General features: G+C 63.0%; 18 protein-coding genes and 1 other RNA gene. 10 read left to right on the plus strand and 9 right to left on the minus strand.

The window, feature by feature from the left end; all coding sequences use genetic code 11:
- Nucleotides 1–338: 338 nt before the first annotated feature.
- Together F7R90_RS10240 and F7R90_RS10245 are read right to left on the minus strand one after the other, a co-directional pair.
- Complete coding sequence (locus F7R90_RS10240; RefSeq protein WP_158057352.1) at nucleotides 339–1,319, minus strand: PLP-dependent cysteine synthase family protein; 981 nt, start codon at nucleotides 1,317–1,319, stop codon at nucleotides 339–341.
- 75 nt (nucleotides 1,320–1,394) lie between these two features.
- Nucleotides 1,395–1,688 carry a DUF5798 family protein gene (locus F7R90_RS10245; protein WP_158057353.1) on the minus strand — a complete coding sequence of 98 codons (294 nt, stop codon included), beginning with the start codon at nucleotides 1,686–1,688 and terminating at the stop codon, nucleotides 1,395–1,397.
- 95 nt (nucleotides 1,689–1,783) lie between these two features.
- On the opposite strand from F7R90_RS10245, the gene F7R90_RS10250 reads away from it, so the two are divergent.
- The 4 genes from F7R90_RS10250 (at nucleotide 1,784) to F7R90_RS10265 (ending at nucleotide 3,744) form a co-directional block, all read left to right on the plus strand.
- The gene (locus tag F7R90_RS10250; protein ID WP_158057354.1) at nucleotides 1,784–2,197 is read left to right on the plus strand and encodes a DUF7548 family protein; all 414 of its coding nucleotides are present in this window, start codon (nucleotides 1,784–1,786) and stop codon (nucleotides 2,195–2,197) included.
- 92 nt (nucleotides 2,198–2,289) lie between these two features.
- A complete protein-coding gene (locus F7R90_RS10255) occupies nucleotides 2,290–2,724 on the plus strand; it encodes a hypothetical protein (RefSeq protein WP_158057355.1) in 435 nt (144 codons plus the stop codon).
- A gap of 73 nt (nucleotides 2,725–2,797) precedes the next feature.
- An RNA gene (gene ffs / locus F7R90_RS10260) (signal recognition particle sRNA) lies at nucleotides 2,798–3,109 on the plus strand.
- Nucleotides 3,110–3,498: 389 nt separating this feature from the next.
- Nucleotides 3,499–3,744: a hypothetical protein gene (locus tag F7R90_RS10265; RefSeq protein WP_158057356.1), complete on the plus strand. Its 246-nt coding sequence runs from the start codon at nucleotides 3,499–3,501 to the stop codon at nucleotides 3,742–3,744.
- Between the two features lie 3 nt (nucleotides 3,745–3,747).
- On the opposite strand, the gene F7R90_RS10270 is transcribed toward F7R90_RS10265, so the two are convergent.
- The 4 genes from F7R90_RS10270 to F7R90_RS10285 are packed head-to-tail and all read right to left on the minus strand — an operon-like array spanning nucleotide 3,748 to nucleotide 6,654.
- Nucleotides 3,748–4,635, minus strand: coding sequence for a mechanosensitive ion channel family protein (locus tag F7R90_RS10270; RefSeq protein ID WP_158057357.1), 888 nt, complete (start codon nucleotides 4,633–4,635; stop codon nucleotides 3,748–3,750).
- Between the two features lie 3 nt (nucleotides 4,636–4,638).
- The gene (locus F7R90_RS10275; RefSeq protein ID WP_158057358.1) at nucleotides 4,639–4,884 is read right to left on the minus strand and encodes a YhbY family RNA-binding protein; all 246 of its coding nucleotides are present in this window, start codon (nucleotides 4,882–4,884) and stop codon (nucleotides 4,639–4,641) included.
- A gap of 46 nt (nucleotides 4,885–4,930) precedes the next feature.
- A complete protein-coding gene (locus tag F7R90_RS10280; protein ID WP_158057359.1) occupies nucleotides 4,931–5,974 on the minus strand; it encodes a YndJ family protein in 1,044 nt (347 codons plus the stop codon).
- Complete coding sequence (locus tag F7R90_RS10285) at nucleotides 5,971–6,654, minus strand: DUF4166 domain-containing protein (protein ID WP_192498278.1); 684 nt, start codon at nucleotides 6,652–6,654, stop codon at nucleotides 5,971–5,973. The genes F7R90_RS10280 and F7R90_RS10285 overlap by 4 nt, the downstream gene beginning before the upstream one ends.
- Nucleotides 6,655–6,880: 226 nt before the next feature.
- Between F7R90_RS10285 and F7R90_RS10290 the strand changes: the two genes are divergently transcribed.
- Genes F7R90_RS10290 through F7R90_RS10300 form a run of 3 tightly spaced genes read left to right on the plus strand, consistent with a single transcriptional unit; the run spans nucleotide 6,881 to nucleotide 10,777 of the window.
- Nucleotides 6,881–7,825: an ABC transporter ATP-binding protein gene (locus F7R90_RS10290; protein ID WP_158057361.1), complete on the plus strand. Its 945-nt coding sequence runs from the start codon at nucleotides 6,881–6,883 to the stop codon at nucleotides 7,823–7,825.
- On the plus strand, nucleotides 7,822–9,735 hold the full coding sequence (locus F7R90_RS10295; protein WP_158057362.1) for an ABC transporter permease subunit: 1,914 nt from the start codon (nucleotides 7,822–7,824) through the stop codon (nucleotides 9,733–9,735). Before F7R90_RS10290 ends, F7R90_RS10295 begins: the two co-directional genes overlap by 4 nt.
- Nucleotides 9,728–10,777 (plus strand): ABC transporter permease, encoded by a 1,050-nt coding sequence (locus tag F7R90_RS10300; RefSeq protein WP_192498279.1) that lies wholly within the window; start codon nucleotides 9,728–9,730, stop codon nucleotides 10,775–10,777. Before F7R90_RS10295 ends, F7R90_RS10300 begins: the two co-directional genes overlap by 8 nt.
- Nucleotides 10,778–10,780: 3 nt before the next feature.
- On the opposite strand, the gene F7R90_RS10305 is transcribed toward F7R90_RS10300, so the two are convergent.
- On the minus strand, nucleotides 10,781–11,875 hold the full coding sequence (locus tag F7R90_RS10305) for a phosphotransferase family protein (RefSeq protein WP_158057363.1): 1,095 nt from the start codon (nucleotides 11,873–11,875) through the stop codon (nucleotides 10,781–10,783).
- A gap of 254 nt (nucleotides 11,876–12,129) precedes the next feature.
- Here F7R90_RS10305 and F7R90_RS10310 point away from each other — a divergent pair, with 254 nt between their 5' ends.
- Entirely contained in the window at nucleotides 12,130–12,516 is a 387-nt protein-coding gene (locus tag F7R90_RS10310; RefSeq protein WP_158057364.1) for a hypothetical protein, read from the plus strand.
- A gap of 89 nt (nucleotides 12,517–12,605) precedes the next feature.
- On the opposite strand, the gene F7R90_RS10315 is transcribed toward F7R90_RS10310, so the two are convergent.
- Nucleotides 12,606–12,965 carry a hypothetical protein gene (locus F7R90_RS10315; protein ID WP_158057365.1) on the minus strand — a complete coding sequence of 120 codons (360 nt, stop codon included), beginning with the start codon at nucleotides 12,963–12,965 and terminating at the stop codon, nucleotides 12,606–12,608.
- Nucleotides 12,966–12,990: 25 nt separating this feature from the next.
- The gene (locus F7R90_RS10320; RefSeq protein ID WP_158057366.1) at nucleotides 12,991–13,209 is read right to left on the minus strand and encodes a hypothetical protein; all 219 of its coding nucleotides are present in this window, start codon (nucleotides 13,207–13,209) and stop codon (nucleotides 12,991–12,993) included.
- A gap of 109 nt (nucleotides 13,210–13,318) precedes the next feature.
- Here F7R90_RS10320 and F7R90_RS10325 point away from each other — a divergent pair, with 109 nt between their 5' ends.
- The gene (locus F7R90_RS10325; RefSeq protein ID WP_158057367.1) at nucleotides 13,319–13,735 is read left to right on the plus strand and encodes an SHOCT domain-containing protein; all 417 of its coding nucleotides are present in this window, start codon (nucleotides 13,319–13,321) and stop codon (nucleotides 13,733–13,735) included.
- Nucleotides 13,736–13,824: 89 nt separating this feature from the next.
- Nucleotides 13,825–14,196, plus strand: coding sequence for a hypothetical protein (locus F7R90_RS10330; protein ID WP_158057368.1), 372 nt, complete (start codon nucleotides 13,825–13,827; stop codon nucleotides 14,194–14,196).
- Nucleotides 14,197–14,216: the final 20 nt, after the last annotated feature.

A 14,216-nucleotide genomic window follows, 5' to 3' on the forward strand; every position in this document is an offset into this window, starting at 1 on the left:
ACTGCGATTCTCGGGTTCGAGCGACGCGACACGTTGCGCCGCTCGCGCTGTGATTCTCATCTCTCGCACCAAGTTGGGGCGGCCCCTCCGGTACCGCCCGCGCTCGCAGTCGCGGTGGTCACGCGCTTTGCACGACCACAGTGACTGTTCGTGCGAGGGATGACTGAGTGAAGCACCGGAGGTGCGAACGAAGGAATCATCTGGGGAGGATGTGGCTCAGGCGGTGCGGTTCTCATTTGTGACGTGTGAGCAGGACGCTTCTATGACTCACAACCTTCTACGGAACTACCACCGAAATTCAAGAAGTAACGCAACTACACTCAAATGTCGTTCTCGCGCTACCCTTCCCATTCCTCGAACGAGCGATAGATGCCTTTCGAGAGGTACCGCTCGCTCGAATCGGGGAAGATGGTCGCCACCGAGTCGTACGGAACGTCTATCTCACCGTCTCGAATTCGCTCGGCGACGTTGCGCGCCGCCACGCTCGCCGCGCCGGAACTCGACGCTACGAGGTGACCCTCTTCACTCGCCAGTCGCTTCAGTTCGTCGTGGGCGCGCCGGTCGGGGACCTGAATGATTTCGTCCACCAACTCCGGTTCGAACAGTTCGTTGGTGTCCGTGTCGTGGGTGCCGATGCCCTCGATTTTGTACTCGTCTTCTTCGGCGTCCGCGCCCTTCGTCGTGGAGTACAGCGACCCCTCGGGTTCGACCGCCACGACGTGCGTGTCGGGGTGTTGGTCGAGCGCGTACTTGGCGATGCCCATCAGCGTGCCTGCGGTGCCACACCCCGCGACGACTGCACCGACCTCCCCATCCAGCGCGTCGAAAATCTCCGGCCCGGTGGTCTCGTAGTGGGCTTCGACGTTCAGCGGATTCGAGAACTGTTGGGGGACGACCGCGCCGTCGATTTCCTCGGCGAGTTCGTGCGCCCGGTCGATTGCGCCGCCCATGCCGTCCTCGGTGGGCGTGTTGACGACGCGCGCGCCGAGTGCGTCCATGAGTTGCTGTTTCTCGACGCTGAATCGCTCGGGGACGACGAAGACGGCGTTCACGTCCAACTGTCCCGCGGCGATAGCGAAGCCGATGCCCGTGTTTCCGGCGGTCGGTTCGATGACCGTACCGCCGGGTTCGAGGTCCCCACGTTCGAGCAGTTGTTCGACGATGTACAGGCCGATGCGGTCCTTGACGCTCGCGCCGGGGTTGAACGACTCCAACTTCGCGTACACTGGCACCGCTTCGGGGGCCGACTGCACGCGGACGAGCGGCGTCTCCCCGACTGTGTCGAGGACCGACGAAAGCGGCGTCCCGTGGGCTGTCATATTCGGGGCAAATGTTGCGGGGTCGGTTAACGGTTGCTGTATCTCGAAGGAGAATCGAACCAGTCGTCGCCCAACTTAGTCGTCCGCCGCCGTCGCGTCCGATTCTTCGGCGTCCGACTCTTCGACTTCCGGCACTTCCACGTCCTCTACCACGTCGTCTACGTCGATGCCCTCCTCCTTGGCGAGTGCCTCGATGAGCGCACGTTGCTCGGCGTTCTCCGCTTCCAGTGCCTCGACGCGGTCGCTCGTCGTCTCCAGCGTGTCGCGCATCTCAGCGACCTGCTCGCGCAGTTCGTTGAGTTTCGCGTAGAGTTTCTCTGCGGTGTCGGCCAATTTCTGGACCTTCTTCGCGGTGCTGCCAAATCCCATGTTGAAAAGTTGTGTCGCCCGCTACGTCACTTTTCCGACTCGATTTCCGAGCCATGCCGTCGGCCTTTTTACCCGGACGCCCAGATGTATCACACATGACGCAGGAACTGGAGACGCGCGCGCCGACGCTCGGCATCGTCGCCGCAGTAGTCGTCCTCGCAGTGGTCGCCGTCCCGTACTTCTATCTCTCCGGGCCGAACGTGGCCGTCTACTACGGGTCGCCGACGCCGGTCCCGGTGCATCTCGTCGTCGGTCTGTTCGCCATGGTGTCGGTCATCGTCTTCGCCGCGGGGCGCAACGGTCGGACCGACCCACCGACAGCGGCAGGCGCGGCGGTCGTTTTGGGTGGGTTCATGGCCGTCCTCACGCTCTGGTGGGCACTCGCGGCGGGCGAACTCGTCGGTAGTTTCCCCGTCGAAGCGACGTTCGACTACCACCGATGGCTCCTTCTCGCGGCGACGCTACTGGTCGCGGCGAGCGGTGGGTGGTACGCGAACGAGGTGCTGTGACCGGCACAGTGACGTTCTATCACCGTGTAACAACCCCTTAATCTCCGTTCAGTAACTCCATAACAAAGCCCCGTACCGTCGTAGTACAGTCTGTGTCGAACCGAGACGCACGTCGCGACCAACCGAGGACCTCCTCGCCCACAGAACGCGAGTGGATGCTCCGCGACGACCGATTTCTCGACGGGGAGGACCGCGAGTACGTCGTCCGCGACTCGCGGCGGTGGCGCGACTACGTCTCGCCGCTCGTGTTCGGACTGCTCCTCGTTGTCCTCGTCGGCGACGCGCTGACCATCGGGATGAGCGTCGCGCTCGGCCAGCAGGTCAATCCAGTCGTTGCGGCCGTCGTCGCCGAAGTCGGACTCGCTGGACTCGTCCTTGTGAAAGGGTTCGCCGCGGCGATGCTCGTGCTGGTCCCCGGCGTGACGACGAACCTGCGCCAGACGATTCGCGTCGGCGGAGCAGTCTGTCTGTGTCTCGGCCTGTTCGTCCTCCTCTCGAACCTGCTCGTTCACTTTTTCGTCGTCTGATGGGTCTCGTTCACCGCCTCGTCTTCCCGCGATTCTGAGACGAAAGGTCCTTAAGTCCGAGGGGGATAGTATGAGGTGGACTAGGCCGGGCAGTTAGGCCCTGCTCGTCACCCGCCTATGGTCTTCAGCGGGGGCCGAAATCCGGAGGCGTCCGGTCAGACCGTACCGGGCCCCGGAAGCCGACACAGAAGCCTCGTCCTACGGGGACAGCGGTCTCCGACGGACGCTCGCAGGAGCGTTACAGTCGGAGTTTGCCGGTGGCAATCCGTCAGGCACGGAAGTGAGCAGCGGACCACTGGACAGCTGCCGCTCGTAGGGTTGCGGGGTGGAGGACGCGACCGGGATTCCCCAGTACGGAACGCCGGGCAAGTCCGACCGTCCACCCATTCATACCCTACAACCTTTTTATTGCGAGCGGTCGCTGTGGCGACCGCTCGATAAAAACGTTGATGAAAATCACTTCGTCACCGCCTCCAGCGAGCCGTAGGCTCGCTTCCGACGGTTCCTCGGACGCGCTCGCTCGGCGAGATTCCGAAGGAATCTCGAAGTGGAGCGGCGAATGCCGCGAAACGCGGCGCGCAGAGCGCGCCGCCTGCGCTCGCGGTGGGAACGCTGGTGCTAGCGTGGAAAGTGAAGATGCACGAAAGTGGAGTTTGTCCGGGGAGTCACTGCTTGAGTTGTTCGTCTACAATGTTCGATGCGTAAATCTATGCGAGGTGTGCTGTGGTCTCGTCAGTGACATCTTTGGCAACGAACGTCGTCGTTAGACCGCAGATGGCTCCAGTTGAGTGGCTGACTCCCGACCGAGTGATGAAATCGTGGAGCGTAACTATTGGACTGGCGTTCCTCGTCATCGGCCTCGCCAACCTCTGGCTCGGGCTCAGCTACGGCTCGGATTTCCTCCTGTTCGGCGTGGACGGATTCCTATTATCTGGCGCGTTCCAAATCGTTGCGGGGGCCTTCTTCTTGCTCAACGAGTACAAATTCCGCCCCGAAATCACCTCAGGAAAATCAGAGTGACGCTCAATCGTCGCTGGTCGCCTGTACCACGCCGTCCACGTTGCTCATCTCGATAGCGCCGCTGAGCGTGCGGTTCGGGAACGGGATGGTGATGTCTTCGGCGTCGAAGCGTTCCTTGACGTTCTGGACGTACGTGCCACGAATCTTCACGTAGTCGCTCCGAGAGGGGTCGGCTATCCAGATGCGCGATTTCAGGCCGACGAAGGAGTCGCCGAGTTCGGTCAGTCGGACGCTCGGTGCGGGGTCGTCCATGATTCCGGGATGGTTCTCGGCTTCCTCCACGATGATGTCGCGCGCTCGCCCGATGTCGTCGTCGTAGCTGATGCCGAACAGAAACTGGAGTCTGAGTTTCTGGTTGGCGACTGGGTTCTTGATGACGCTCTCGGTGAGTTGGGAGTTCGGCACCGTGAGCAGTTCGTTGTCGAAGGTTCGAACTCGCGTCACGCGCAGGCCGATGTCGTCCACGATGCCCTCGTACGTGCCGTTGTTCCACTCTATCCAGTCGCCGATGCGGAACGGCTTGTCGGTGTAGATGAACACACCCGAGACGAAGTTCTTGAGTACGTCCTGCATCGCGAAACCGATGGCGAGCGTGGCGGCCGCCGCGACAGTCGCAATCGAGGTCACGATGTTGCCGAACCCGGCGAGCGCGAACGCGACGCCGACGGCGGCGAAGCCGACGAGGATGTGGGTGACCTTCAGCAGGGGCTTGCGAGCGTGCTCGTCCATCTCCCTGCTGTAGAGGAACTTCCGGACGAGCGGCATGACTGCGATTCGTCCGAGCAGGTAGAGACCAGCGAACGCGACGACGAAGTAGATTGCTTGCGTCGCTATTTGGGAGTATTCGGGACCGAGAAATTCGAGAAACGGGAGCGGCTGGACGTCTGCCATGCCTTAGTGCAGGACCGCGGTGTTCCCGCGCGTCTCCACGAGGTCGGCGTCCACGCGCTCGGCGAGGTCCTCGGCCAGCTCTTCGGTCGTCGTTCCGCCGCGGGCCGCGCGCAAGAACTTCACCTTCACGAGTTCGCGGTCTTTCAGTTGGTCTGCCAGTTCGTCGGTGACGGAGCTGATTCCGGCCTTGCCGACCCAGACGGTCACGTCGAGGTCGTGGGCCTTCTTGCGTAGCTCTTGGTCAGTCATGCCCGATTCTGGGCGGTGAACGACCTTAAAAGGCTTGAAGTCCCGATTACCTCCTTCGAGGAGTCCGCCACCGGAACGCCAACAGTGTCGGAAGTGCGAACCCGAAGGCGTTGACGCTTCCGTGGCGCAGAATCATCTCGTTCAGCGTGAGCAGTTCGGGCGTCCCCGGATACGCCGAGTAGCCGTAGGCGAGCGCAAGCGCCATCGTCCAGACGATAGACAGCGCCGCAATCGAAAGCAAGACTCGTCGTCCGCGGCCGACTCGCGGGCCGACGCCGAAGAGGATGCAAAGTGCAAAAATCGCTACGGCCACCGTAAAGAAGGCGACGGCGACCACCTCGACCAGCGGCGAGAACGTGATGCCGACTGCGATGAGCGCGAGGTTGACGACGACCACGAGAGTCGTCGCGGCCATCGCGCGGCCGAGCAGCGTCTCACCGAAGTGACCCTGCTCGTCGGCGACGATTCGTCCTGCCATGCCAGCGACGAGCGGGAGGACGAAGCCCGCGTAGTGGTAGTGAACGACGGTCAGGAGGATGATTATCGGTTTGAAGTGGAACGTGACGTCGGCGGTGTGCAGAACGAGTGCGACGGCACCGACCGGCACGTACAGCAGTGCGGCGTCGGCGGCGAGTTCTGGGAGCGGCCCTGCTGTGACTCCACGTGAGAATAGACGGTGAACGCCGACGAGCGCGACACAGCCAGTGACGGCGAGCCACGGGAGCGCGAGTGCGACTGCCGACATCGTCCCGACTGGGAGCGCGAGCGCGCCGACGGCCGCGAGCGCGGCCGGAAGTTGTCCCGAGACGGCGAGGCGGTAAGCGAGCGGAGTTTGTTCGTACTGGAAGCCAGCCCCGACGATTCCGAGTCCGAGTGGAACGAGGACGAGGACGGCGAGCGAGACGAACAGTTCGGGTAACGAGAGCCACGCGAAACCAGACCAGACGGTCAGCACGGCGAGCGCAACCCAGACCAGTGTGCCTGTTATCCCACTCACGTCGGTCACTCTGATGCCAGTGATTCGCGGGTGCAGGTCGGCCGTCGCGTCAGTTGTCTCGCTGACGCGCTGCTCAATGTGGCTCCCAGTCATCGCCTTGCCCCTGGCAGTCGAACCTCGCGGAGCGTGGGGTCTGTCACGCGCTCGGCGTCTAGGCTCGCTTCCCCCCAACTGTTCTGGAAACTGCCTTGATAGCCGAAGACGTGGCCCGCGATGGGATTCGTCACTGCCGCGCCGACCCGAAAGCAGTCGGCGTAGTCGTCGTACCAGTCCCGCAGGGACGCCTCGGCGCTGAACAGGTCCGGAATCGGAACGTATCGCTCCCCGACGCGAAGCCACTGGTCGCCGAGTTCGAGCGCGAGACCACCGGACTCTACGGCGATGTGGAGGTCCGAGACGAGTCGGCCGTCGGTGCCGAGGAAATCGGTGATGCAGTCGCGCTCGGGGTTCCATCGCATCGTGTCGTCGAACCGCCGTACCGGGTCGGTCTCGAAGCGTCGGCGGAGGGTGAGTGCTTCGAATCCCCGAGCATCTGTAAACGCCTCTGACCGAATTTCGAAGGCGACGTTCTTGCCATCCTCGGGGAACAGGAGGTTTCGCGTGGTACCCAAGTAGAGTATCGGCAAGGCGAGCGCACCGCGAGTCAGCCGCGTCATCGTTCCGCGCCCGACTGCTGTGCGGTCGTCGTCGGCGACGAGGCCGTATCGCTCGCGGAGTTTTGGGTGGAGGTTGCTCCAGTCGTCGCCGACCGCGCGTTCGAAGAGACTGGTCACGGTCGGACCTCCCGGCGTACCGAAAGCCTTCGGCGTCCGGGATTCTTCTGACGCGCTGGCGTCTCTCGGTCTCTGCGCGCCGAACTGAACATATTTCAGACTATTCGTGACTGTCGTATCAGTGTATTGGCCTCCGTGCGTTCCGCGGCTGTGGGGCAACAAACACCGACGCCTGCTGTGACCCACACACTGAAGGTACCCCCGTAGAGAGTGACCAACATCTCGAATGCTCGAAGTAGACGACTTGCGAAAAGAGTACGGCGGGTTCACCGCCGTCGAAGGGAGTAGTTTCGCCGTCGAAGAGGGCGAAGTGTTCGGCGTCATCGGCCCGAATGGCGCGGGGAAGACGACGACCCTGAAGATGCTCGCCGGTCTCGTAGAACCGACCAGCGGCAGTGCTGAAGTCGCTGGCTACGACGCGCAAGACCCAGAGATGCGCACGCATCTGGGCTTCCTCCCCGAGGAGTCGCCGCTGTACGAAGACATGACGCCGCTCTCGTATCTCAAATTCTTCGCGGACCTCTACGACGTGCCCGCAGACACTGCCGAAGAGCGAATCCATCGCACCCTCGACCGACTCGAACTCGACCACCGCGAGCGACGACTCGGAGACATGTCGAAGGGGATGCGCCGGAAGGTCGCTATCGCGCGCTCGCTGGTCAACGACCCGGACGTGCTCATCTACGACGAACCGGCGAGCGGACTGGACCCCCTGACGACGAACTACATCATCGAGTTCACGCGTGACCTCGCCGAATCGGGCAAGACCATCATCTTCAGCGCGCACAACCTCTTCCACGTCGAGAGCATCTGCGACCGACTGGTCGTGATGAACGAGGGTCGAATCGTCGCGCGCGGGAGCGTCGAGGGAATCCGAGAGGAGTACGGTCAGACGACGTACCACGTGACGACGACGGTGGCAGTCGAAGGTGCCGAACCAGTGGAAGCTACCGAACCAGTCGAGGATGGGGAACCAGTTGAAAGCGAAGGAGACGAAGCAGACGACCACTACCGTCGGACCGTCCAGAGCATGGACGGCGTCGAGGAGACCCGCGAGTTGGCGACTGCCGCGGGCGGCGAAGTGGTCGATATCCAGACCGAGACCCCGAGCCTCGAAGACATCTTCCTCGAACTGGCCGAGGAGAAACCGGCGGTGGAGGGCCGACCGTGAAGCTACGGAAGACGCTCCGCATCGCCCGCTGGGAAGTCACCAAGAACAGCGGCCAAATCGACCGTCGGACGCTGGTCGCCGTCGGAGTCCTGCTCGCAATCGTGGCGGGACTCGTGCCCTTGGTCGCTAGTCAGGGCGTCACGCTGGACGACGGCATCTACAAAGTCGCGGTCTCCGAGGAGAGTCCGTACTACGACCCGGTCAGGGCCGACGGCACGTTCGTCGCCGTGGAACCGAGCGTGGACGCGCTCAGGTCCGACCAAGTCGATATCTTCGTCTGCCCAGAGCGGATGGGGAACTGTCCGCCCGGTCGCGTCAGTTGGGACGACGACCCGAAGGGCAGGGCCGCCCTCTCCGAGTTCCGCAAGACCGTCGAGTGGTACAACGACGAGTTGATGCGTCACGAAGCCGACGAGGCCGCGGCGTTCCCCGTGAACGTCAGTCTGCGTTACGTCGAACAGAACGCGAGCGCGTTCTCGGGTGCGAGCGGCGGTAGCGGCGCTGGCGACCCTTCGCAGGTCACGACCCGTACTCCGGGAGAGGGCGAGACCGGTCTGGGCGGTGGGTCGGGCGACGATGGAACCAACAACGGCGACGGCAGGCAAACGCAGTCCGGCACAGGAACTGGTGGCAATGGCGACAGCGAAAACCCGCCGCCGACGGTCGGTAGTGAGAGCGCGTCCATCTTCGGCGACGACAGCAAGTCGAACACGCCCTCTTCCATCTCGCCGCCGTTCCCCTTCGAGTCGCTCGTGCTGGCGTTCGCGTTCGTGTTGCCGATGAACTTCGTCATTCAGGCCTACGCGAGTAGCGTCATCGACGAGCGAATCAACGACCGCGGGGAACTCCTGCTGGTCTCGCCCGTCTCGCGTGGCGACATCATCGCTGGGAAGACCCTGCCGTACTTCGTGGGAATGGTCGGTATTGCGACTGTGACGGCGGTCGGCGTGACGATGCTGACGCCGGTTGCAGACGGCGGCGCGCTGGCGGTTGCCTCCACGGCGTTCCTCTCCGTCTCTGCCGTCGTCCCAATCGCGCTCGTCTTCCTCGCCTGCGCGTTCGTCGGTGCGATGTTCGCCCGGTCGTTCAAGGAACTCACCTTCGTCACGGTGTCGCTGTCGGTGTTCCTCACCGCCTACGCGTTCATCCCGGCGATTTTCACGGACGTCCATCCCATCGCGGCTATCTCGCCGCTGACGTTGGTCGTGCGCGCGCTCCGTGGGTCGGGCGTCCCGCTGGCAGAGTACGCCTTCTCGACGCTTCCGTTGTATCTCACGGCCGGGATGCTGTTCGCACTCGGTGCGGGCGTCTACCGCGAGGAGGACATGTTCACCCAGCGGCCGGTGCCGCTGAAGGCCCTCGACGCGCTCGACAGCCAGATTTCCGGGAAGTGGAGCGTGGCGAAACTCAGCGCGCTCTCGATTCCGTTCGTCCTCGTCGGCGAACTGCTCGCGGTGGCGTCCCTCTACGCACTCCCGGTCGAACTCTCGATTCCTCTCCTCTTGCTCGCCATCGCCCCCATCGAGGAAGTCGCCAAGAGCGCGCCCATCTACGCCGGGTTCGCTCACTCCCGGTTCGAGCGCTCGGGGAAGATGGTCCTCGTCCTCGGGTTCCTCAGCGGTCTGGGCTTCTTCCTCGGGGAGAAAGCCACTGCGGTCGTGCAAGTCGTCGGACTACAGGACCTCGATGTAGGGCGGGCAGCGTTCCTCTCTGGCACAGGTATCGGCGTCGAGACGTCGCCGCTCGTGTTGGCTGGTCTGCTGTTCGCGCCGCTCGCGTTGCACACCGTTACGACGACAGTCACCGCTTACGGCGCGAGCAAAGACAAGTACTGGTACGGAGTGGCGCTCGTCACCGCGACGCTGGTTCACGCGGCGTACAACCTAACGGTGGTGAACGCCCTTGGATAAGCGCCTGACCGTCGCGCGGCGGGAACTCGCCTCGCTCCGGAGCGAGAAGACAATCGTGCTGGCGATTCTCATCCAGTTGTTCATCGCGGCGTTCTCGTCGTTCCTCGCGGTCGGTCTGGTGTCGCTGTACGACCCCGGTTCGGTCTCCGGCGAGTTCGTCGTGGAGTTCGGCGTCACGGGCGAGGCAGGCGAGGACATCGAACCGGTCATCCTGCGCGAAGATGGCTGGCGAGCGGTCGAGTACGATACGAGGGAAAACGCGATGGCGGACTTCAGGCGGGGTGATGTCCACGCCGTCTTGGTGGTCGAGCGCGGGCCGAGGGGCCGCGCGCAGGTCGATGCTATCGCGCCGGACGGCAACATCCAGACGACGCTGATAGTGACGCAGTTGAAGGAAGTGCTAGACCAGTTCGAACAGCGCGAGCGCCAGCGACTCAGTTCCCGCCTCGACCGGCAACCCGTGAATCCAGTTCCCGACGCCGGTTCGAGTCCGTACTTCAGCTTCACGTACACGGTGCTGGTGCCCCTGCTCACGTTCCTGCCGGTGTTCCTCAGCGGGAGTACCACCGTGGACGCCATCACCGAGGAGTACGACCGGGGGACGCTCGAACTGCTTCGGGTGACGCCGCTGACGAGTACCGACATCGTGGACGGGAAGTTACTCGCGATGGGACTGCTCGCGCCGTTGCAGGCCGGGACGTGGCTCGTGTTGCTCTCGTTCCAAGGCACGACCGTCAGAAACCCGCTCGAAATCCTCCTGCTCGTGACGGCGTTCTCGATTGCCATCGTCGCGCTCGGCGCGTTGCTGGCGCTCCACCTGCGGGACCGCAAGCAAGCGCAGTTCCTCTTCTCGATGGGACTGCTGGTCGTGTTCAGCGCGACGTACCTCCTGCCGGAGTCGCCCGCGAACACGGTGGCGAAGTTGGCCATCGGCAGTCCGAGTTCGCTGACCCACGCGATGGTCGGTGTGTACGTCGGACTCTCACTAGTCGGCTACGCGGCGGTGCGAAAAGTAGTCGAAACCCGGGGGCTTCGCTCCTGAGTTTTATAGCGGGATTTTCCCATCGACGATACTCTCTGCGACCAGCGACATGTAATCGACGTACGGCTCTCGATTAGAGGCCGCTCCGGCCGCGACTTCGTGGCGGTGCAGGTCCGCCCAGACCGTCGCCAGCATGAACGCCGCGTGCGCTCTGTAGAATCGGTCGTTCTCGAACGAGATGCCCGTCGAGGCCTCGTAGCGGGCCACTAACTCCTGTCTGGTGGGACTGCCGGGCTTCGCCGTGAACGGAGCCATCCCGTGTTGGTTTCTGTCCTGCAACTGCTGGACGGCGTCGTCGTTCGGGTACTTCGCTTCGAGTTCGGCGAGCGAGAGCGTCGGGTCGCCGTCGTCGCGCCAGCGGAGCAACAGGTAGCCAAGTTCGGTCAGCGGGTCGCCGAGCATCGCAGTCTCCCAGTCGAGGACGCCGGTGATTTCGGGACTGTCTGTTCCGGCGAAGAGGACGTTCCCAGGTCTGAAATCGCCGTGGACGAGCGTGGTCTCCGGCTTCGAGGGGGCGTTGTCCTGTAGCCACTCGCCGACCGACCGAAGCCTCGGAATCTCGTGGCCCGTCACGCTCGTCGCCTCGTTGAGTCGCTCGGTGGCGCGGACGACCTGCTCACGTGGCGTTCGACGGTCGCAAATCGGTTCGAAGGGGTCGGTATCGAGCGAATGTATCTCGGCGAGCGTGTCTATCAGTTGCTCGGCGACGCTCCGGCGCGCATCCGCGACTCGAAATCGCTCGGGGAGGTCGGTCCCGAACGGAATCGTCTCGCCGTCGAGATAGATGGTGACGAAGAACTCGTCGCCGAGAATCGACTCGTCCTCGCAGAACAGCACCGGGACTTGTGCGTCTACCGGTGTCTCTTCGAGTCGCCGTAGCACGTCGTACTCCTGTCGCAACTCGTTGAACAACTCGGTGTCTCTCAACTTGAGCGGACTGTGCAAAATGTAGGCGTCCTCCTTTTCCTCGGTCGAAATAGCCAATATCAGATTGAGTTTGTCGCTGAGTAACTCCGTTTCGGTTACTTCGACGCCGAGTTCCGTAGAGAGATACGATTCGAGCGCGGCAGCGTCGGTGGGCGTAGTGGTCTCAGTCATGTCTCGACAGAACCGACCTCGTTCAAAAAAGGGCTCGGTGGTGTGGGAGACTGAGACACACGCAGGCGGTCAGCGTTCGTTCGAGGCGGCGACATTTCACGAGGAGAGAATATCCGACCGTCTGCCTGCGGTTTCTGCGCCGTGTGAAACGGAGCGGAACGATGTCGTTGGCGTCACGGGAGCGAACTATCCGATTTTTACTCGCCCTATAACTTTACACCCGAACCCACTACTGCAAGACGAGGTGTCACCGTATGTCCGATACGAACGAACGCGGGGACGCCCGTCATACCGACTCGCACAACGAGCCAACTGACGGTTCGAGACGCGAGGACGACTCGCGTGCGGTCCGTTCCGACGGCGGAACGGCACAGGGCCGCAACGGCCAGAACCGCGCGCAAGGTCAGCGGAACCGACAGGACGACCACGGTCCGGGCGACTGGTTCGCGCACGCCACGATTCAGTGGCTGCTCGCGCTGGTTGGCGTGGTCGTCGTGCTGTTCGGCCTCGGTCAGGCCGTCGGCGTGTCGCTGCTCGGGATGGTCGCCGACGCACTCGGCTCCCAGACCGGCCAGTGGCTGATGGTCGCGTTCCTCGGCCTGTTGGTCATCCTCGCCGCGGCGAAGATCGACTGGCGATAGGCGTTTCGCGTCAGTTCTGACGCGGCCACCTCACATTTTCGCGCAGTTTGTCGCCGAGCAGTCGTTACGTCTCCTGGAACGATTAGTAGCTACGTCTCCTCGATAGTGTCCAGCACTCGTTGGGAGAGTTCGACCTCCGAGAGTTCTCCATCTTCGTGGGCGAGGAGCCAGTCGCGCTCTGCGTGCCACGTGCCGCGCTTTCCCGTCTCCTCTCTGTCGATGTCGAACACGGTAGCTTCCACGTCTCGGGGTTCCCACTCCTCTTTCTGGGCGTCCAACAGCAGGTTCAGTACGCGGCCCATCTCGCGGTGCGGGACGCCGTCGCCGCCCGGCGTCGCAGTCTCGTACTCGATGCTGAGCGTCTCGTCGGTCACTTCGAAGTCGGTGACGTAGACGCCGTGACTCGTGAGACGCATCTCTAATCGCTCGTGCAGGTCAGCTTCGTCCATAGGTGTGGTTACAGCAAGAGGGGTCTTAGTAGCCGTTCCAATCCTGCGCCGTGACGCAAGCGCAGGTCACCGTCGGGTCCAGAACGTCGTCCACTTCCATGGATTCACCACATTCCGTACAGACGATGCTCGCGTCGTCTTCGTCGCGGTAGTATCGGAGCGCGTGCGCGCCGATAACCGCCCCAGCCGCGAGTCCGACCGCTCCTGCCAGTGCCTTGTCAAACAGTGCCGTGTCGCGTGCCATGCAGGCCGCAGGTTGGTCCAGTAACTTAAACCCACTGACGGAGAGAAACCAACAGAATAGAAATTCGTCTACTGCAACCTTTTTGGCGGCCACGACGGTAGCGGTTCACATGGGCAAGCCGTACTCTGACGGGTGGGGCGACGACGAGGACCCACCGCTCGCGCAACTCGCGTCGCTCCTCGTCCTCGGGCTCGGTCTCACCGCGTTGTTCATGGGCTACAGTTGGTTCTGGGTCGTCTTCGTCGTCGGCTTCGCGGTGGTCGTTCCGATTGCGAAACTGCTCTCCCAAGAGTTCGGGGTCGGCACAGAGACGCGAAGCGACGACCGCTCACACGCCTACGGAGATAGCGAGACGCGAGCCACCGCGCCGGAATCGAAGACGGACGCGCTCGACTCGCTCCGGGACCGCTACGCGCGCGGCGAGTTGAGCGACGAGCAGTTCGAACAGAAAGTCGAGAAACTGCTGGAGACCGAGACGCCAGAGAGTGCGCGCGAGTACACCGAACGCGAGAAAGAGCGCGCCTGAGAGTCTCCTGGTTCTTCTGTGTCACTTGGGCGCACGCTGTCGCCCGAGACACCCAGATATAAGAGGTCGGTGACAGCAGTAAGAGGTGTATGGCAGTCCTCGACCTCATCGTCGGCTTCGTCGTGAGCCTCCTCATCGGTGCGTTCGGCATCTACGTCGGGGCGAGCGTCATCGCTGACATCCAAGACTACGAGTACGCAATCATCACCGCCCTCGTCGGGTCTCTCGTCTGGTGGCTCGTCTCGGGACTCGTCTCGTTCGTGCTTCCGTTCGGCGGCGTCATCGGCTCGCTGCTCGCGCTCGTCGCGTGGGTGTACATCGTCAACGCTCGCTACCCCGGCGGTTGGGCCAACGCAGTCGGCATCGGCCTAGTAGCCTACCTCACGACGTGGGTCGTGTTGTACGCACTGAGTATCTTCGGCGTCATTCACACGTCGGCGCTTGGCGTCCCCGGTCTGTAATCGGCGCTACAGCTTTTTGC

Source organism: Halorussus halophilus (assembly GCF_008831545.1).
GTDB classification, from domain to species: Archaea; Halobacteriota; Halobacteria; order Halobacteriales; family Haladaptataceae; genus Halorussus; species Halorussus halophilus.

Excerpts from the sequence above, each read along its gene's own strand:
- F7R90_RS10290 (WP_158057361.1), top strand. The coding sequence starts at position 6,881 with ATGCTCGAAGTAGACGACTTGCGAAAAGAGTACGGCGGGTTCACCGCC.
- F7R90_RS10310 (WP_158057364.1), top strand. The coding sequence starts at position 12,130 with ATGTCCGATACGAACGAACGCGGGGACGCCCGTCATACCGACTCGCAC.
- F7R90_RS10265 (WP_158057356.1), top strand. The coding sequence starts at position 3,499 with ATGGCTCCAGTTGAGTGGCTGACTCCCGACCGAGTGATGAAATCGTGG.
- F7R90_RS10245 (WP_158057353.1), bottom strand. The coding sequence starts at position 1,688 with ATGGGATTTGGCAGCACCGCGAAGAAGGTCCAGAAATTGGCCGACACC.
- F7R90_RS10250 (WP_158057354.1), top strand. The coding sequence starts at position 1,784 with ATGACGCAGGAACTGGAGACGCGCGCGCCGACGCTCGGCATCGTCGCC.
- F7R90_RS10305 (WP_158057363.1), bottom strand. The coding sequence starts at position 11,875 with ATGACTGAGACCACTACGCCCACCGACGCTGCCGCGCTCGAATCGTAT.
- F7R90_RS10270 (WP_158057357.1), bottom strand. The coding sequence starts at position 4,635 with ATGGCAGACGTCCAGCCGCTCCCGTTTCTCGAATTTCTCGGTCCCGAA.
- F7R90_RS10320 (WP_158057366.1), bottom strand. The coding sequence starts at position 13,209 with ATGGCACGCGACACGGCACTGTTTGACAAGGCACTGGCAGGAGCGGTC.
- F7R90_RS10280 (WP_158057359.1), bottom strand. The coding sequence starts at position 5,974 with ATGACTGGGAGCCACATTGAGCAGCGCGTCAGCGAGACAACTGACGCG.
- F7R90_RS10315 (WP_158057365.1), bottom strand. The coding sequence starts at position 12,965 with ATGGACGAAGCTGACCTGCACGAGCGATTAGAGATGCGTCTCACGAGT.
- F7R90_RS10330 (WP_158057368.1), top strand. The coding sequence starts at position 13,825 with ATGGCAGTCCTCGACCTCATCGTCGGCTTCGTCGTGAGCCTCCTCATC.
- F7R90_RS10325 (WP_158057367.1), top strand. The coding sequence starts at position 13,319 with ATGGGCAAGCCGTACTCTGACGGGTGGGGCGACGACGAGGACCCACCG.
- F7R90_RS10240 (WP_158057352.1), bottom strand. The coding sequence starts at position 1,319 with ATGACAGCCCACGGGACGCCGCTTTCGTCGGTCCTCGACACAGTCGGG.
- F7R90_RS10275 (WP_158057358.1), bottom strand. The coding sequence starts at position 4,884 with ATGACTGACCAAGAGCTACGCAAGAAGGCCCACGACCTCGACGTGACC.